This window comes from Kordia sp. (genome assembly GCF_965224175.1).
GTDB lineage: Bacteria > Bacteroidota > Bacteroidia > Flavobacteriales > Flavobacteriaceae > Kordia.
Genome location: NZ_OZ245041.1, coordinates 1,460,043 through 1,478,505, shown reverse-complemented (window position 1 = coordinate 1,478,505; position 18,463 = coordinate 1,460,043). Strand labels below are relative to the sequence as shown.

The following is an 18,463-nucleotide window of genomic DNA, read 5'->3' as shown; positions in this document are numbered from 1 at the left end:
ATTTATAAATCTTTTGTACAACAAAACAACTATAAACAAAAATATCTCGAAAAATCGAGATATTTAAAAAGTAAATCAGTTATAAAATATTATTCTTTTGTCCAAGTACATTTAAAACCGTCGGTGGTTTCATAGTTTATGATTTGAGTATCTTTAAAAGAAAACTTTTTTGTTTTATCTTTATTTAGAAAATATAGTACACCTTGAAGTTCTTCTGGTTTAAAGGTGATTTCTTTATCTCCTACAAACTGTTTAATTACTGAAGTTTCCATTGTATCTCCAATTGCAACCAAAGTGAATGTTCTCCCACAAGACGATTTCCAGTTTCCATTAATTAAAGCCTTTGCTTTTTTATCATCCATTTCATTATTTTCAGTGGCATCAGTTTTTGGATTTGTTTTTGTGGAATAGTTCGCTATTGTTGTTCCAATGTCTTTTTTTAAGTGATACATTATCTCAAACTTAAAACCATCAGAGTCTACAATAATAATACGTTTTTCAAAAGTCCCATCTTTATCGTAATATTTAGTTCCGTTTTCTAAATGCTCATGATTAATTGTAAATGCGCCAATAGTATCATCATCACTGATTGAATCTTGATCTAAGAATGTCATAGTAATTGTGTCATAATCATTAGCTAAAATAATCATTGATTCTTTAAAAGTAATTTTACCTGAATTGAAGTCTGTATATAAATAACTTTGAATTTTTTTATTGTGATACTTTTCTAACATGTCTACATAGACATCAGGTCTGTAATTTTCAAATCGATTATCCCAAGATTTGCCCGATTCTTTTGTTGCAGGAATACTAGAAACATTCAGTGAATGAATAAAGACAGTTGTTGTCTGTCCATATGCAAATAAATTGATAAGAATTGTTATAAGAAATAGTGTAATTTTTTTCATGAATAGTGTGATTAATTTAATGTCGCAATTAACACGATACTATTATGAATGCATTACGGGAATCCGTAAGTTTAACAATATTTGTTATAAAATTTTATACATCACTTTCCTCAATAATCGTACGAATCCAATCATTTGGAATCATATCTATGGTAAGATTGACACGTTCTGTATCTCCATTATTTATAACTCTGTGCGGATCTGTTAAGCGTAAATACCAACATTCGCCAGGTTGCATCGGGACTTCTGTGTCGTTCAAGAAAAACTGAATGTTCTCTTTGTTTAAAATTGGAATTGTTAAACGAATCACAGATTTATGAACTTCCAAACCTAATGTCGGATCTGTATGTTGTTGTACTGTAGAATGTGGAGCCAAACGCAACAAACGAACTAAAGTAACTTTGGTATTAGCTTTAAATGTATCAATAACACTTTGTAAATACGGTGATGCTTTTAAATAATCTGTATCTAACCAATCGCACCAAGAACCATCAGCATAATCATCTGCTGGCGGAGGAAACGGAAGCGAAGTATCTACAGTATGAGCTGGCGCACGTAAAGGAATTACATTGTAATATTCAAAATTTTGAAGTTTTAGCGTTTCAAATTCGGTCAACATTTTTTCTGCATCAAATTGAAAAGGTAATTTAATTCTATCCGAAGTTTTTGCTTTAGGTGCTGCGTGTGCCATAATGAAGATTCGTTTTATAAAATTCTAAAGTACTAAAAAAGTATACAATTGTAAACTCTAAACGCGCATTAAATCTCAAATCGGCAAAAGTTACGTAAGTTAAATCGCTCAAAAAGTAAATACAGTAAGTAGTTTTACTCGATAATCGAGATTTAAATGCTCCGACACTTGCATCGAAATGTTTTTAATAGTTTCCGTTCAATGCTCCGTGGATTTACTCCGAAGTAGTTGACTTTCAAGAGAGATCTTGAATATATAAAATAAGCCCATAAAAAAATCCAAGTTAGCGATACTTGGATTTTTTCTTTTTCTGTGAATTAATAAACTATTTACAGCTTATGGTGCTGCACTAAATCCGCCTTCATCATCGAAATTTTGTCCCCGATTTCCTCGCTGCCTTTTCTTTTTCTGATTAAAACGATACGTAAATGAAAGATTGAATGTACGTTCACGCCATTGAAATTCTCCGTCGCTTCTAAACGTATCTGTAAAAGATTCTGATCTTCTTTTTCTAGAATTAAAAAGATCACTCACATTAAAAGCAATAGAAGCTTTATCCTTAAATAAATCTTTACTAAAAGCTAAATTGGCAGAGAAAATTCCTTTGCGAATATTTTGTGCATCTTCATTTGGGCCACGATAAAATAAACGTGTTTGCCAATCTATTTTTCCAGGAAGCGTTACTTTATTGTTGATTCTTACAAACCAACTTAAGTTATCAGCATCAAAATTTACACCGTTAAATTCTCCACGATTGTATGATTGAAAAAGATTGAAGTTTCCGTTTACACGCCACTTTCTTGACGGATTGTATGTCAATGTGAATTCAAAACCAAAACGATCGTTTCTTGCTAAGTTGATAGGTGTTCTTCTAATAATTGGTACTTCTTCACCATTTAGTAAAGTAGTTTCTCCAGTATCTTCACTAATGAAATTAAACACATCTGTTGAGCGTTGAAAATAGATGGAAGTGTTCAAGGTTAATTTTCCAAAACGATTCAAATAGCCTAAATCAATTCCGTTAGAAAAACTAGGATCAATATCTGGATTTCCTTGAAACACATTGGTAATACTTGAACGTGATGGAAATGGATTGATAAAACGTGAACGTGGTCTACGAATTCTTCTATTGTAACCTAAAGTAATACTCTGATTTTCTGAAATTTCATATCCTAAATTTACAGTAGGGAAGAAGCTGAGATAATTTTTTCTGTCAAAATCACCACTTGTCATTTGATCAATAGTAATTCGTGTATCTTCCATACGTAAACCTACTAAAAACGAAAATTTATTGCTGATTTTGTTTCCGTATTGCGTGTAAAAAGCATTTACATATTCTCGGTAATTTAATACGTTACTTAAATTTGAATCTGACACAAATTCATCTCCTTCTATAAAGGCAACTAAATAATCTGTATTTAAATCTAAAAAGTTACCGCGATATCCAAACTCAAACTGTGCAGTTTCACTCAATGGAACTGTATAATCAGTTTGTAATAAGATACGATTTTGATTTTCAATAGTCGCCACTTGTTCAGCTAATAAATCATTCACTAAAATAAAAGAGTTTTCAGCTTCTGTACTGCTTTCATATTGAAAATCGGCAGTTAATTTATGACCACTTTCTTCAAAGTTTTTATCAAAATTTAAAGCATATTGAATCGTTTTATCATCTTCAGTTTCTGGATCAAAACGCGTACTGACATTTGCTACATCAAGATTTGAATCAAACTGTGTCAATACATTAGAGGTTTCACTTTCATTATTACTATCTCTGTAAACTAATGAAGCAGTTAAGGAAGTTTTATCATTAATATACCATTCTATACCGAAATTGGAGTTGAATCCTTTACGAATACGATCAAAATCACGGTCTTCATTTAAAAACGTACTTGGATCGTCACCATTAAAATATTCAGTGAATGTGTTTGAGTTTCCTGGAACTGTACGATAATTATAACCAGAAGTAGTAAAGAAATTAAAATCACCAGTTCTAAAATTAAGATTTCCAGAAATTCCATAACCTTCCGGATATGCCACATTTGTAGTGATAGCTCCATTAATTCCTTGCAATTTGCTACGACGCAAAATAATATTTAAAATTCCTGCAGTTCCTTCAGCATCGTAACGTGCGGAAGGAGATGTAATAATTTCCACTTTTTCAATAGCTTCGGCAGGAAGTTGACGCAATGCATCTGTAGAATTTAAACCGACCAAACCAGAAGGTTTTCCGTTAATTAAGATTCGAACATTATCATTTCCACGAAGCGCTACATTTCCTTCTACATCTACAGAAACGGAAGGTACATTATCCAACACATCACTTACGGTTCCACCGCGAACGGTTAAATCTTTTCCAACATTATAAATTTTCTTATCGAGCTTAATTTCTACAGTTGTTCGTTCAGCAATCACTTCAATTGCTTCTAAAGCTTGAGAATCTTCTGCTAGAAAAAAGTTGCCGATCGACATATCTTTTGACAAGTTTTTTCCTTTAACTACTTGCGATTTGAAGGAAATAAACTCTACAGTGATATCATAAGTATCGGCTTCTACTTCAATAGAAAAAGCTCCTTTTGAGTTGGTGATTCCTCCAGTAACGGATCTTTTTTTAGCGGAATCTTGAAAAATAATGGTGGCATATTCTAGTGGTTGATTTGTAGATTTCTCAAACACTTTACCTGTAATGGTAACCTTTTTGGCTTGTTTTCTGTTTTGTCCGAATACAGTAGAAATAGTTCCTATAAAGCATAGGAATAAGAGTAATTTTTTCATTTGGATGAATGGTTTTCTATAAATAGCATTTTTTTTGGTGTTGGTTTGACTGCAAAGAAACTGCATGGTTTAACGGAAGGTCGTTAAAGTTCTGTTAAAAGAAAAAAGCCGTTTCAATACGTATTGAAACGGCTTTTTTGCACTTCTTTTTTTATTACAAAATTGAAGTTATATTTTCAGGAGGTCTTCCAATAACAGCATTGTTATCATGAACAACAATTGGGCGTTCTATCAATTTTGGATTGTCTACCATAGCTTGAATGATTTCAGCGTCAGTTAAGGTCTTTCCTTTAAATTCTTCTTTCCAGATTTTTTCATTCTTTCGGACTAAATTAATCGGTGTAATTCCTAAAAGTTTGATGATTTCTGTAAGATGAGTTACAGAAAGTGGTTCGTCTAGATATTTTACGATTTCAAAATCTTTTCCAGATGCTTCCAAAATGGCGACTCCTTGTCTAGATTTGCTACATCGTGGATTGTGGTATATTTTTAGCATGATATCTTAGTATTTAATGACATTTTCAATTTCTCCATTCTTATAAAACGTATCAATCTCTTTTTGTAAATAATAATAAATTTCATCTGCGAAAAAGTCTTCTTTTTTAGCGGATTCTCTTTCATAATCAGATTTATTTGGATACCCATCAATAACATAATTACTGTGTTGGACAAATATTGTATCTCCATTATGTTCTAAAATTTTAGAAAATGAATAATCACCATTTTCATTATCAAATACAATAATCGATTTTGGCTGTAAATTTTGTATGGTTTTTTCTAATTCTTGTTTATCTTTTATCTCAGAATATACAAAAAATCCAACTAAAAGAATCAACAACACTATACCAGAATATAAATATATAGGTGACTTGAAATGATGTTTTTCCAAAGCCAATTTATCTAACATTTTTTGTGGCATTTGCTCTTGTATCAGCGTTTGATTGCAATTACCACAAACAGAAGTATACTTTTTATTTGCTGGAAAAAGTGGAATGAAAAACAATGTTCCATATTGAACTTTTGCATGAACATGTACATCAGAAGCACCGCAATTGGAGCAACTATATGCTTGTAATTTTCGTGTACCTAAATCTTTAGAACCACCTCCATAAATAATCATAATTCATCTTTTTTCTGTCCCATAGTCATTAAATATGCCTTTAGGAATTCATCAATTTGTCCGTTCATTACGGCATCTACATTTCCTGTTTCATGCGCAGTACGCACATCTTTTACCAGTTTGTATGGATGCATAACATAGTTGCGGATTTGCGATCCCCATTCTATCTTCATTTTTCCAGCTTCAATATCGTCACGCGCTTCCATTTGCTTTTTTAACTCAATTTCATATAACTGAGATTTCAACATTTGCATTGCGCGTGTTCGGTTGTCGTGTTGCGAACGTGTTTCCGAGCATGAAATTTGAATCCCAGAAGGCTTGTGAGTCAATTGTACTTTTGTTTCAACCTTATTCACATTTTGTCCACCAGCTCCACTAGAACGAGCAGTAGTAATTTCAATATCTGCAGGATTAATGTCAATTTCTATAGTATCATCTACCAAAGGATATACATATACAGAAGCAAAAGAAGTATGTCGTTTTGCATTACTGTCAAATGGAGATATACGTACCAAACGATGTACGCCATTTTCACCTTTTAGCCAACCAAAAGCATAATCACCTTCAATCTCTAAAGTCACTGTTTTAATTCCTGCAACATCACCTTCTTGATAGTTGAGTTCTTTGACTTTATAACCTTGCTTTTCAGCAAACATTAAATACATACGCATTAGCATACTTGCCCAATCACAACTTTCAGTTCCGCCAGCACCAGCAGTAATTTGTAAAACAGCACTCATACTGTCACCTTCGTCAGATAACATGTTTCGAAATTCTAAATCTTCTATTTTAGAGGTTGTTTTTTCAAATTGAGCTTCAACTTCTTCTTGAGTAGCATCACCTTCTTTGAAGAATTCATATAGAACTTCTAAATCTCCGATTAAATCAGCAACTTCGTTGTAGTCGCCAACCCACTTTTTTTCTCCACGGAGTTGTTTCATGATGATTTCTGCTTCTTTTGGATTGTCCCAAAAGTTAGGAGCATAAGTTTTCTCCTCTTCGTTTGCAATTTCTATGAGTTTGGCATCAATGTCAAAGATACCTCCTTAACGCACCAAGGCGATTGATAAGATCTTTTATATGATCTGATGTAAGCATGTTTGTTATTTTAATTCTCACAAAAATAAGATGTTTTACGTATATTCATAGCGTAAAATTGAAAAACCACTAGAATCATTAATAAAGCTATTTTTTGTAATGCTTCAAACGGTTTTGATTCTGTTAAAATAATATCCGAATGAAAAAATATACACTTCTGATTTTCATTTTCTTATGTGCTTCAATTAGCTTTTCGCAAGAGAAAAAGAAACAATATCCACGCGAACATTATGCAGGATTTTTTAATTTTTCTTATGAAGAGAAAACGGATAAAATCTTTTTAGAAGTTGAAAAATTAGAAGAAGACTTTTTGTATGTCTACTCGCTAGCTAGTGGTGTAGGCTCAAATGATATAGGTTTGGATAGAGGACAAATAGGAGATGGAGTTGTTGTTCAGTTTCAAAAAAGAGGTAACAAATTAATGTTGGTTCAGCCTAATTTGAGATATAGAGCAAATACTACCAATGAGTTGGAACGAAAAAGTGTAGAACAGGCTTTTGCAAAATCTGTATTGTTTGGTTTCCCAATTATTTCAGAAAAAGATAAAAAATATACTATCGATTTCACACCTTTTTTATTACAAGATACACATGGAGTCATTGAAAGTTTAGCAAATAATAAACAAGGAACTTACAAATTAGATAAAACAAAAAGTGCATTGGCTTTAGAACGTGTAAAAGCATTTCCTAAAAATGTAGAGTTTGAAGCTTTATTGACTTTTAGTGGAAAACCAAAAGGTGGAAACATTAGTAGTGTTACGCCTAATGCATCATTGGTTTCAGTAATTCAACATCATTCCTTTGTAGAATTGCCAGATGCAAATTATACACCAAGAGTATTTGATCCGAGAAGCGGAGCCATTAGTATTTCGTATTACGATTATGCAACGCCAATTCAGGAACCAATGCTAAAGCGTTTTGTGACACGTCATCGTTTAGAAAAGAAAAATCCGAATGCAGCAAAGAGTGAAGCTAAAGAACCTATTATATATTATTTAGATCCTGGAACTCCAGAACCTGTACGTTCTGCCTTGTTAGATGGTGCGCGTTGGTGGAATGAAGCATACGAAGAAATAGGATACACAAACGCTTTTCAGGTAAAAATGTTACCAAAAGATGCCGATCCAATGGATGTTCGTTACAATGTAATTCAATGGGTTCATCGTTCTACACGTGGTTGGAGTTATGGAGCTAGTGTGGTTGATCCTCGAACAGGAGAAATTATTAAAGGACATGTGAGTTTGGGAAGTTTACGTATTCGTCAAGATTTTTTAATAGCACAAGCTTTACTGAACAAGCCTTTTGCAAATACAGATGATAATTATCAACCAATGTTACAAATGGCGTTGGCGCGAATTCGTCAATTATCTGCTCATGAAGTTGGTCATACGATTGGTTTTGCACACAACTTTGCAGCAAGTACGAATAATAGAAGTTCTGTAATGGATTATCCACATCCTACAGTAAAAATAACTAATGGGAAAATAGATTTATCAAACGCATACGCTATAGGAATTGGTTCTTGGGACAAGGTTACAGTAGCTTATTCTTACTCAGAGTTCAATACGGCGAAAGCGGAAAAAGAAGGATTAAGAAATATATTAGATAAAGCATATGCAAACGGACATCGTTTTATTTCTGATGCTGATGCACGACCAATTGGAGGAGCGCATGCAAAAGCGCATTTATGGGATAATGGGAAAAGTGCTTCAGAAGAATTACAAAATGTGTTGGATGTTCGTGCATTAGCTATTAAAAACTTCTCAAAAGACAATATTCGTAGTCATGAACCATATACGGTTTTAGAAGACGTATTTGTACCGTTATATTTTTTCCACAGATATCAAACAGAAGCCACTTCAAAACTCATTGGCGGATTGGAATATAATTATGCTACTAAAGGAGACGGACAATTAGTTACCAAAGTTGTTTCAGCAAATACGCAGCGTGAAGCTTTAGACGCTATTTTGGAAACCTTGAATGCGAAAACACTTAAAATTCCAGCAGATAAGTTAGATATGTTTCCTCCAAGAGCGTATACATATTGGCGATCGAGAGAATCATTTAAGGGAAAAACAGGAGTTGCTTTTGATGCAGTAAGTCCAGCAGCAACTGCGAGTGATATGACATTATCATTTTTGTTTCATCCAGAACGTGCTGAGCGTTTAATTCAACAAAAAAGCTTAAATAAGAAACAATTAGATTTTATTGAAATGACCAATAAAGTCTTAGATAGAACCTTATATAGATCTTATTCTGATGCTTATGAACGTGAGTTGGGACACGCTGTGAATGTAAATGTATTGAAACATTTGATGCATTTAGCGAAACATCCAAATGCTTCTCCAGCAGTAACAGCGCAAAGTCAATATCTTTTACATGAAATTACAGAGAAAATAAAAGCAAAAAAATATAAAGAGGCAGAAAAAGCCTATCAATATTATTATGTAGAAATGTTGGATCAATTCAAAAAATATCCTGAAAAATTTAGCAAAGAAGCTTCACCAAAAATTCCTGATGGTTCACCAATTGGAACAGATAATTGTCATTATAATCATTAATGATTTTCAACTCCAAACACCCAATACTCAAAACCCAATAAAAAAATGCGAATTAATTTAATAAGCGATACGGTTACCAAACCGACTCCAGAAATGCTCAAAGCTATGTTTGAAGCCAAAGTTGGAGATGATGTTTTTAAAAAAGATGAATCTATCAATCATTTAGAGCAAAAAGTTGCAGAAATGTTTGGTAAAGATGCAGCGTTGTTTTTTCCTAGTGGAACAATGGCAAATCAAACAGCGATCAAAATACATACAAATCCTGGTGATCAAGTGATTTGTGATAAAGACGCTCATATATATAATTATGAAGGTGGCGGCGTTAGTTTTAACAGTGGAGCTTCTTGTAAATTAATTGATGGACATCGCGGAATGTTTACAGCAGCGCAAGCCAAAGCAGCCATCAATCCACCAGATTTTTATCACAGTCCATTAACCGCATTAATAGCTATAGAAAACACAGCAAATAGAGGTGGCGGTGCTTGTTGGGATTTTACTGAAATAGAAAAAATTCATGCAGTTGCCCGTGAAAATGATTTAGGATTTCATTTAGATGGAGCGCGTTTATGGAATGCTTTGGTTGAAAAAGGAGAAACTCCTGAGCAATACGGAAAACTATTTGATACAATTTCTGTTTGCCTATCTAAAGGATTGGGTTGTCCGGTAGGATCTGTATTGGTGGGAGATGAAGAAACAATTCACAAAGCATTGCGAATTCGAAAAATATTAGGAGGAGGAATGCGTCAGGCTGGATATTTAGCAGCTGCTGGAACATATGCATTAGATCATCATATTGAACGCCTAGCTGAAGATCATGAGAAAGCCAAAGAAATAGGGAAGACCTTAGAACGTTTGGCAATCATAAAAAAGGTAGAACCGATAGATACGAATATCATTATCTTTTATTTGCAAGATGATATTGATGAAAAAGCTTTTTTAGAAAAACTAGAAAGGTTAGGAATCGATCTAATTGGAATGGGAAGTGGAAAATTACGAATTGTAACGCATTTAGATTACACTGCAGAGATGCATCAAGAGTTTTTGAAAGTGATTCAGAAAGTTGTATAATTTCATAATTCACTAAAAATAGCACATAAAAAAAGCAGCTCATTTGAGCTGCTTTTTTGTATAAAGCTTCATTCTATTCAGTTAAGTCTTTTGTTTCTGCACTTCCTGCATTTTTCTTTACAGATTCGATTCCGTTTTCCATTCCTGCTTCACTTGCATACATTTGACTACTTCCAATAATTTGTCCATTTCCAGCTTTTAAATTAAAGTGAAACTTTCCATTCTTAGCAGTTTTACGTTCAAATTTACTATCGTCTGTTGAGTTCTTTTTACAAGATTCAATACCGTTTTTAGCACCGCTTTTATCAGCATATCCTTGACTAGACATGATGATTTGTCCATTCTTTGCTTTTAAGTTAAAGTAGAATTTTTGATTGTTTTCGCTTTGGAATAATTCAAACATAGTTAATTAGAGATTTAGTTAGATGAGTAAATATATCAAAAATATATTGTAAAATAAATGCTATAAAGTGCATTTTTAATTCATAATACAGGATTTTTCCCTAAAAAATGCTTTTAAACGAAAAAAAAAGCACTTTAACCTAATAGTATGCTTGCATAGCATTTCGATAATAGGATTCTTTTTTAAATAGATAATTTCGTACATTGTTAATGAATTAATAACAACAATTAAATAATTAATCATTTTTAAGACATGAGAAAAAAACTATTATTTGGACTAGCCTTAGCCATTGGATCTTTTGCCTTTGCACAAGACTTGCCAACAAACCCAGAGCCTGGAAAATGTTACGTACGTTGTGTAACTCCTGATGTGTATGAAAATCAAGAAGTACAAGTTATGGTGTCGCCAGCTTACAAAAAACTTAGAGTTTCTCCTGCTAAGTATACTTCTGTAAATGAAACAGTTGTATCTAAAGTTGCCGGTGAAGAATTAGCTGTTGTCCCAGCTGAATACGGAACTGAAACTTTTGAAGTAGTAACAAAAGAAGCATCTCAACGTTTAGTGAAAGTCCCATCACAAACAAGTAGAGATTCTGAAACTGTAGTTGTTAAAGAAGCAAGCTATAGCTTAAGAATTGTTCCTGCTGTTTACGAAACAAGAACTTTTGATGTAGTTACAAGACCTGCATACCAAAAAGTTGAAATCGTACCAGCTGTGTATGAAACAAGAGATGTTGTAATCACAGTTAAAGAAGCTTCTCAGCGTTTAGAAGTTATCCCAGCTGAATGGGGAAAAGAAACAATAACGTATAAGAAAAGAGAGTACGGATCTTCAATTAGTGTAGTTCCTGCATCTTTTACTAGCGATTTTGAAACTGTTGAGATAAAGCCAGCTGCTGCGCAATGGCAAATGAGCGAAATTCCACCAGCAGATTGTAACTCATCAAACCCAGATGATTGTAGATACTGGTGTTACAAAGCTATTCCAGCTCAAAATGTAACAATTCCTGTAAAACGTTTAGCTGCTGATGCATCTTCTGAAAGAACAGCAGATTGTGATCCTAGTACAAATGGAGGAAAACCATGTGGAGAAGGAACATTTACTAGAACTATCATGGTAAAACCAGCTAGTACTCGTGTAATTCCTATTCCAGAAGTGACTAAAACGATCAAGAAAACAGTTATGGTAACGCCTCCTACAACACGTGTTGTTGATGTACCAGCTAAGATAAAAACAATGAAGCGTAGAGTAATGGTAACGCCTCCAACAACAGAGAGAGTTGAAATTCCTGCAGTTACTGAAACTGTTAAGAAAACAATCATTACAAACGAAAGTACTCGTGTAGAAGATATTCCTTCAGTAAGTAAAACTTACAAGAAAACAGTAATGACTTCTGCGCCAACTACAAGAGCAATTCCTGTAAAACAAAAGCAAGCTACATTAAAAACTACAAAATTAGTAGAAGATGCTAGTGTATCTGCAACTGAAGTTCCTGCAGTATACAAAACTGTAACAAAAGAAGTTTTAACTAAAAAAGGAGGATTAACAACTTGGAAAGAAGTTGATTGTAAATTATTAGTTTATAACGACTTAAATATCAACTGGAACTTAGGTAGTGCAACATTAACTGCTGCTGCTAAGCGTGAGATTGATAGTAAATTATTACCAGTATTACAGAGTGGAGTTTCTGTAGAAATTGCTTCTCACACAGATTCAAGAGGAACAGCTTCTAGTAACGAAGCATTATCTCAAAGAAGAGCACAAGCTGTAACTAACTACTTAATTTCTAAAGGAATTAACTCTAGTAAGATTGTTTCTAATGGATACGGAGAAAGAAGATTATTAAACAGATGTAAAGATGGTGTTTCTTGTACAGAAAGAGAGCACTTAGCAAACAGAAGAACACAATTTAGAGTTTTAGATCAAAAGAACTAAGCTTATAAATTAAGATAAACTCAATAAGAAAGGGAAGTCATTTGACTTCCCTTTTTTTTGAACTAAATTTTAGTGTTTTTAAACTAGTTTACAGGACACCAAAAAGTTTCCGGGCAATACCCTAGTGAACAATCTCCTGCCAAACTATTTTTAGGACAATCTTTAATATCAGCAGTCATTGGTAATGGACCGTCAGATACAATTGAAGTAGTAAATGGATCAGCTCCAGCTGTTGTTTTTGTGTCTGAAGAACATGCATCTCCTCCAAAAACAGCAGATTGGATATTTGAAATTGATTCTTTGTTTAATGCTAAATTTTTGATACTTCTTTTTTTCATAATATTTGTTTTTAAGTAGTAAATTATTGAATTAGCAGTTTACTGCAGAAACAGGTTCGCAACCTACAGAACCTGGACAATCGTCTGTATAGATTGGATGATGACAAGCATATTTTTTTGCATTTACAGAAATACAATCGTCTAGACAAGTAAATTGCCAAGTAGGACCACCTCCGACAATATAGTTGCTATCTAAATTAGAAACCACATTTTTGTTTAATTGTAATTTTTCAGAAAATTTTGTCTTTTTCATAATAAAATGATTTTAATGTTTATAAATGTTTAATGTCGACAGGTTAAACTTAATATCAAATAAGAAAATGGCTTCAAATTAATTTCTGAAAAGCGTCTTTTGATTTCTGGAAATAAAAAAAGAGTTACTTTTTACAGTAACTCTTTTGAAGTATTTATGTATGTTTTTATGTTTATGAAAACATATCCATGCCAGGAATATTTGGCATACCATCTTTAGCAACAGCAGCAACTTCTGTTTCGTGAACTTCTCCAGCACGTTTAATGGCTTTATTTAATGTTAAAATTAAATAATCTTCAAGTTGCTCTTTATCTTCTAATAATTCATCTGAAATTTGAATTGACTTAATTTCTCGATTTGCTGTCACAGTAACGTTTAACAAGTTATCAGAACTTTTTTCATCAATCAAAACAGAATGTAATCGTTGCTTTGTCTCTTCTACTTTTTTCTGGGTTTCTTTCAATTTACCCATCATTCCCATTAAATCTCCAAACATTTATATATAATTAAAGGTTAATTTTTACAAAATTATTAAATTGTGGACTTTTAGCATACTTTTCAAATGAAAAAAAGTAACCGCACTGTTAATTAATTTTATACTTACAAATTCCTGTAATAAGAACATACTATACATGAAAAAAAATATATCAGTACCAACAGTTGACAAGAAGCCTACAAATCTTGAAAAACATGGTGATATTAGAATTGATAACTATTATTGGTTAAATGATAGAGAAAACCCTGAAGTAATTGCGTATTTGAATGCTGAAAACGCTTACAATGATGAAATGACTGCGCATACAAAGGATTTTCAAAAAGACTTATTTGAAGAGTTAAAAGGCAGAATCAAAGAAGATGATGCTTCTGTACCATACAAGTTAAATGGGTATTGGTATATTAAAAAATTTGAAGAAGGAAAAGATTACCCAATTCACACGCGCAAAAAAGAATCTTTAGATGCGCCAGAAGAAATTCTGTTTGATGTCAATGAAATGGCAAAAGACCATTCGTACTACAAACTTTCTGGAATTAGCGTAAGTCCTAACAATAAATTAGTAGCTTATGGTGTAGATACTGTAAGTAGAAGGCAATATGTAATTCATATAAAAAACTTGGAAACAGGTGAAGTATATAAAGAACGTATTGAAAATACGACAGGAAGTTCAACTTGGGCAGCAGACAATACTACTTTGTTCTATGCAAATAAAGACGAACAAACATTACGTTCAGAAAAAATCTATAAACATAAACTAGGTGATGATGTTGCTAATGATACTGTAGTTTTTCATGAAGAAGACGAAACTTATATCACATTTGTATACAAAACCAAATCTAGAAAATATTTAGTCATAGGCTCATATAGTACGTTGACAATGGAATATAGGATTTTGGAAGCAGATAACCCTGATGGAGAATTTAGAGTATTTCAACCTCGTGTTCGTGGCTTAGAATATGGTATTTCGCATTATGGAGATCATTTCTACGTAATGAGCAACAAAGACAACGCCATCAACTTTAAGCTATCTAGAACTCCTGAAGATAAAACAGGAATGGAATCTTGGGAAGATATGGTACCACATCGCGTCGATGTTTTACTAGAAGATATTGAAATATTTAAAGACTTTTATGTGCTGAGCGAACGTAATAATGGTTTAAATAAAATTAGAATCATTCGTTGGGACGGAACAGCAGATTACTATTTGCCATTTGACAATGAAACGTATACAGCAAATACAAACATAAATGTAGACTTTGATACCGAAATATTACGCTACACATACAACTCCATGACAACACCAGCTTCTGTGATTGACTTCAACATGGTCACAAAAGCAAAAGATATCAAAAAAGAACAAGAGGTTCTTGGTGGGAAGTTTGACAAAAATAATTATGTTTCAGAACGTTTATGGGCAACTTCGGCAGATGGTACTAAAATTCCAATGTCGGTAGTGTATAAAAAAGGAATCAAAAAAGACGGAAACAATCCAGTATTACAATATGCGTATGGTTCATATGGTTCTACTATTGATCCTTATTTTTCCTCTTCTCGTTTAAGTTTACTTGATAGAGGATTCATTTATGTAATTGCACATGTTCGCGGAGGAGAATACTTAGGTAGAAATTGGTATGATGATGGAAAACTAGAAGCTAAGAAAAATACCTTTACAGATTTTATTGATTGTTCTAAATACTTAATTGAACAAAAATACACGTCACCTGAACATTTATACGCTTCTGGCGGAAGTGCTGGAGGATTACTAATGGGAGCTATCGCAAATATGAATCCAGAGTTGTACAATGGAATTATTGCTTCGGTTCCATTTGTAGATGTAATTACCACAATGTTAGACGATAGTATTCCGTTAACAACAGGAGAATATGATGAATGGGGAAATCCGAATGAAAAAGAATACTATGAATATATGAAATCATATTCGCCATATGACAATGTAGAAACAAAAGCGTATCCACACATGCTCGTAACAACTGGTTTACACGATTCACAAGTTCAATATTGGGAACCTGCAAAGTGGGTTGCTAAGCTGCGAGATATGAAAACCGACAATAATATTTTACTATTACATACAAATATGGATGCAGGACACGGAGGTGCCTCAGGGCGTTTTGAATCTTTGAAGGAAGTGGCTGAAGAATACGCGTTTTTACTGGACTTAGAAAATATAAAGGAGTAATTAAAAAATTTAACTTAAATTTGCAAGGTTTTGCTTAATTTCAAAACTCAAAAATAAAACCCTGTACCAACTTAATAGTTTTTATGGAACAACAAATTAATGCTTTTGATAATGTACTCGAACTAATTGGGAACACACCTTTGATAAAGTTAAAACACATAACTAAGAACATCAAAGGAAATTTCTATGCTAAAGTTGAGGCATTCAATCCAGGACATTCAACAAAAGATAGAATCGCTTTATATATTATTGAAGAGGCAGAAAAGAAAGGAATCATCAAGCCAGGTGATACCATTATAGAAACGACTTCAGGGAACACAGGATTTAGTATCGCTATGGTGAGTATCATCAAAGGATATGAATGTATTTTAGCGGTAAGTTCAAAATCTTCCAAAGATAAAATAGACATGTTGCGTTCTATGGGTGCAAAAGTATATGTTTGTCCAGCACATGTCAGCGCAGATGATCCACGTTCATACTATCAAGTAGCAAAACGTATTCACGAAGAAACAAAAGGTTCTGTATACATCAATCAGTATTTTAATGAACTAAACATTGATGCGCATTACAACAGTACAGGTCCAGAAATTTGGAAACAAACCAATGGACAAATTACGCACTTTGTGGCATGTAGTGGAACTGGAGGAACAATTTCAGGAACGGCTAAATACTTAAAAGAGCAAAATCCTAACATTAGAGTTTTAGGTGTAGATGCTTATGGTTCTGTACTAAAAAAATACCACGAAACAAGAGAATTTGATGCAAACGAAATCTATCCATATCGTATAGAAGGATTAGGTAAAAACTTAATTCCTACAGCAACAGATTTTGATGTAATTGATAAATTTATCAAAGTAAAAGACGAAGAAAGCGCACACAAAGCTCGTGAAATCTCAAAAACAGAAGGTTTATTTGTAGGTTACACCAGTGGAGCTGCAATGCAAGCAATAGAACAACTTGCTGAAGAAGGAGAATTTGACGAAAATAGTAATGTAATTGTAATCTTTCCAGATCACGGTTCTCGTTACATGAGTAAAGTATACAGTGACGAATGGATGAGTTCTCAAGGATTCTTTGATAGTAAAAATTTAGAAGAAGCACAAAAAATAGAATACATCAAATAAAAATTAAATTTGATTCTAACATATTAAAAAGCAGTATAATAACAATTATGCTGCTTTTCTTTTATAAGAACAATAATTATTCAAAAACTTTCTCAAAAAAATAGCAATCGAACATAAAAGGGTAATAATTATGATAGGCTCATAAAAATAATTATTTTTGCCGTTGAAGTTTTCAAAAAAACTTCATAAATTACAATAACCCGAATTGATACATAAAGAAAAACGTAAGATAGATGAAGGATTTATTTGCTAAAATTTACAAGGACAAAGGACCACTAGGAAAATGGGCATCACAGGCAGAAGGATATTTTGTTTTTCCGAAACTAGAAGGAGAGATTTCAAATCGAATGAAGTTTCAAGGAAAAGATGTGATTACCTGGAGTATTAACGATTACCTTGGTTTGGCAAATCATCCAGAAGTACGTAAAATAGATGCGGAAGCAGCGCAAGCTTACGGATCTGCGTATCCAATGGGAGCACGTATGATGTCTGGACACACAGACTTACACGAGCAATTACAAAACGAATTGGCAGAATTTGTTGGAAAAGAAGCAACATATCTACTAAACTTTGGATATCAAGGAATGGTATCTACTGTTGATGCATTAGTTGCTAAAGATGATATCATTGTATACGATGTAGATTCACACGCTTGTATTATTGATGGTGTACGCTTACACATGGGAAAACGTTTTACGTTTAAACATAATGACATTGAAAGTTTAGAAAAAAACTTAGAAAGAGCTACCAAAATGGCAGAGCAAACTGGCGGAGGAATCTTAGTGATTTCTGAAGGAGTTTTTGGAATGCGTGGTGAGCAAGGAAAATTAAAAGAAATAGTTGCCTTAAAGAAAAAATATAACTTCCGTTTATTTGTTGATGATGCTCACGGTTTTGGAACATTAGGAGCAACTGGAGCTGGAGCTGGACAAGAGCAAGGAGTACAAGATGAAATTGATGTATACTTTGCAACATTTGCAAAATCAATGGCAAGTACAGGAGCTTTCATTGCAGCTGATCAAGAAATAATAGATTACTTAAAATATAATTTGCGTTCACAAATGTTCGCAAAATCATTACAAATGCAATTGGTAGTTGGAGCGTTAAAACGTTTAGATATGTTGCGCACAATGCCAGAATTGAAGCAAAACCTTTGGAAAATCGTAAATGCATTACAAAGCGGATTAAAAGAACGTGGTTTTGACATTGGAACCACGCAAAGTTGTGTGACACCAGTATACTTAAAAGGAAGCATTCCTGAAGCTATGGCGTTGGTAAAAGATTTACGTGAAAACCATGGAATCTTTTGTTCAATCGTAGTATATCCAGTAATTCCTAAAGGATTAATATTACTTCGTATGATCCCAACAGCTTCACATACATTACAAGATGTAGAAGAAACTTTAGAAGCATTTTCAGCTATCCGTTCACGCTTAGAAGATGGAACTTATAAAAGAGTTTCTGCTAAGTTAATGGAGTTGATGGGAGAGTAGATTC

At 33.2% G+C, this 18,463-nt stretch carries 16 protein-coding genes; 6 read left to right on the top strand and 10 right to left on the bottom strand.

Features of this window, described 5'->3' with window-relative positions; genetic code table 11:
- Window positions 1-89 precede the first annotated feature (89 nt).
- The 6 genes from ACOQOS_RS06500 to prfB form a co-directional block, all read right to left on the bottom strand.
- On the bottom strand, window positions 90-908 hold the full coding sequence (locus ACOQOS_RS06500) for a hypothetical protein (RefSeq protein ID WP_420574165.1): 819 nt from the start codon (window positions 906-908) through the stop codon (window positions 90-92).
- A 94-nt stretch (window positions 909-1,002) separates the two neighbouring features.
- Window positions 1,003-1,599: an aspartyl/asparaginyl beta-hydroxylase domain-containing protein gene (locus ACOQOS_RS06495; protein ID WP_420574164.1), complete on the bottom strand. Its 597-nt coding sequence runs from the start codon at window positions 1,597-1,599 to the stop codon at window positions 1,003-1,005.
- Window positions 1,600-1,935: 336 nt separating this feature from the next.
- Window positions 1,936-4,374 (bottom strand): TonB-dependent receptor domain-containing protein, encoded by a 2,439-nt coding sequence (locus ACOQOS_RS06490; RefSeq protein ID WP_420574163.1) that lies wholly within the window; start codon window positions 4,372-4,374, stop codon window positions 1,936-1,938.
- 154 nt (window positions 4,375-4,528) lie between these two features.
- Window positions 4,529-4,870, bottom strand: a complete 342-nt coding sequence (arsC, locus tag ACOQOS_RS06485) for an arsenate reductase (glutaredoxin) (protein WP_420574162.1) — start codon at window positions 4,868-4,870, stop codon at window positions 4,529-4,531.
- 6 nt (window positions 4,871-4,876) lie between these two features.
- Window positions 4,877-5,494: a zinc-ribbon domain-containing protein gene (locus ACOQOS_RS06480; protein WP_420574161.1), complete on the bottom strand. Its 618-nt coding sequence runs from the start codon at window positions 5,492-5,494 to the stop codon at window positions 4,877-4,879.
- Window positions 5,491-6,592, bottom strand: a protein-coding gene (gene prfB / locus ACOQOS_RS06475) for a peptide chain release factor 2 (protein ID WP_420574160.1) whose coding sequence is annotated in 2 segments (ribosomal slippage) — window positions 5,491-6,528 and window positions 6,530-6,592 — 1,101 coding nt in all. Because the reading frame shifts where the segments join, the coding sequence is not laid out codon by codon here. Before prfB ends, ACOQOS_RS06480 begins: the two co-directional genes overlap by 4 nt.
- Window positions 6,593-6,731: 139 nt before the next feature.
- On the opposite strand from prfB, the gene ACOQOS_RS06470 reads away from it, so the two are divergent.
- Window positions 6,732-9,152: a zinc-dependent metalloprotease gene (locus ACOQOS_RS06470; RefSeq protein ID WP_420574159.1), complete on the top strand. Its 2,421-nt coding sequence runs from the start codon at window positions 6,732-6,734 to the stop codon at window positions 9,150-9,152.
- A 45-nt stretch (window positions 9,153-9,197) separates the two neighbouring features.
- Window positions 9,198-10,220 carry a threonine aldolase family protein gene (locus ACOQOS_RS06465; RefSeq protein WP_420574158.1) on the top strand — a complete coding sequence of 341 codons (1,023 nt, stop codon included), beginning with the start codon at window positions 9,198-9,200 and terminating at the stop codon, window positions 10,218-10,220.
- 73 nt (window positions 10,221-10,293) lie between these two features.
- Here ACOQOS_RS06465 and ACOQOS_RS06460 read toward each other — a convergent pair whose 3' ends face one another.
- Window positions 10,294-10,623, bottom strand: coding sequence for a YegP family protein (locus ACOQOS_RS06460; RefSeq protein ID WP_420574157.1), 330 nt, complete (start codon window positions 10,621-10,623; stop codon window positions 10,294-10,296).
- Between the two features lie 252 nt (window positions 10,624-10,875).
- Between ACOQOS_RS06460 and ACOQOS_RS06455 the strand changes: the two genes are divergently transcribed.
- Window positions 10,876-12,558, top strand: a complete 1,683-nt coding sequence (locus ACOQOS_RS06455; RefSeq protein WP_420574156.1) for an OmpA family protein — start codon at window positions 10,876-10,878, stop codon at window positions 12,556-12,558.
- 83 nt (window positions 12,559-12,641) lie between these two features.
- On the opposite strand, the gene ACOQOS_RS06450 is transcribed toward ACOQOS_RS06455, so the two are convergent.
- The 3 genes from ACOQOS_RS06450 to ACOQOS_RS06440 form a co-directional block, all read right to left on the bottom strand.
- Window positions 12,642-12,896, bottom strand: a complete 255-nt coding sequence (locus tag ACOQOS_RS06450; RefSeq protein WP_420574155.1) for a hypothetical protein — start codon at window positions 12,894-12,896, stop codon at window positions 12,642-12,644.
- A gap of 31 nt (window positions 12,897-12,927) precedes the next feature.
- Window positions 12,928-13,149 carry a hypothetical protein gene (locus ACOQOS_RS06445; RefSeq protein WP_420574154.1) on the bottom strand — a complete coding sequence of 74 codons (222 nt, stop codon included), beginning with the start codon at window positions 13,147-13,149 and terminating at the stop codon, window positions 12,928-12,930.
- Between the two features lie 172 nt (window positions 13,150-13,321).
- Window positions 13,322-13,645, bottom strand: a complete 324-nt coding sequence (locus tag ACOQOS_RS06440) for a YbaB/EbfC family nucleoid-associated protein (RefSeq protein WP_420574153.1) — start codon at window positions 13,643-13,645, stop codon at window positions 13,322-13,324.
- Between the two features lie 136 nt (window positions 13,646-13,781).
- Between ACOQOS_RS06440 and ACOQOS_RS06435 the strand changes: the two genes are divergently transcribed.
- The 3 genes from ACOQOS_RS06435 (at window position 13,782) to ACOQOS_RS06425 (ending at window position 18,459) form a co-directional block, all read left to right on the top strand.
- Entirely contained in the window at window positions 13,782-15,842 is a 2,061-nt protein-coding gene (locus tag ACOQOS_RS06435; protein WP_420574152.1) for a S9 family peptidase, read from the top strand.
- Between the two features lie 83 nt (window positions 15,843-15,925).
- Window positions 15,926-16,966, top strand: a complete 1,041-nt coding sequence (locus tag ACOQOS_RS06430) for a PLP-dependent cysteine synthase family protein (RefSeq protein ID WP_420574151.1) — start codon at window positions 15,926-15,928, stop codon at window positions 16,964-16,966.
- Between the two features lie 233 nt (window positions 16,967-17,199).
- On the top strand, window positions 17,200-18,459 hold the full coding sequence (locus tag ACOQOS_RS06425; RefSeq protein ID WP_420574150.1) for an aminotransferase class I/II-fold pyridoxal phosphate-dependent enzyme: 1,260 nt from the start codon (window positions 17,200-17,202) through the stop codon (window positions 18,457-18,459).
- The last annotated feature ends 4 nt before the right edge of the window (window positions 18,460-18,463 follow it).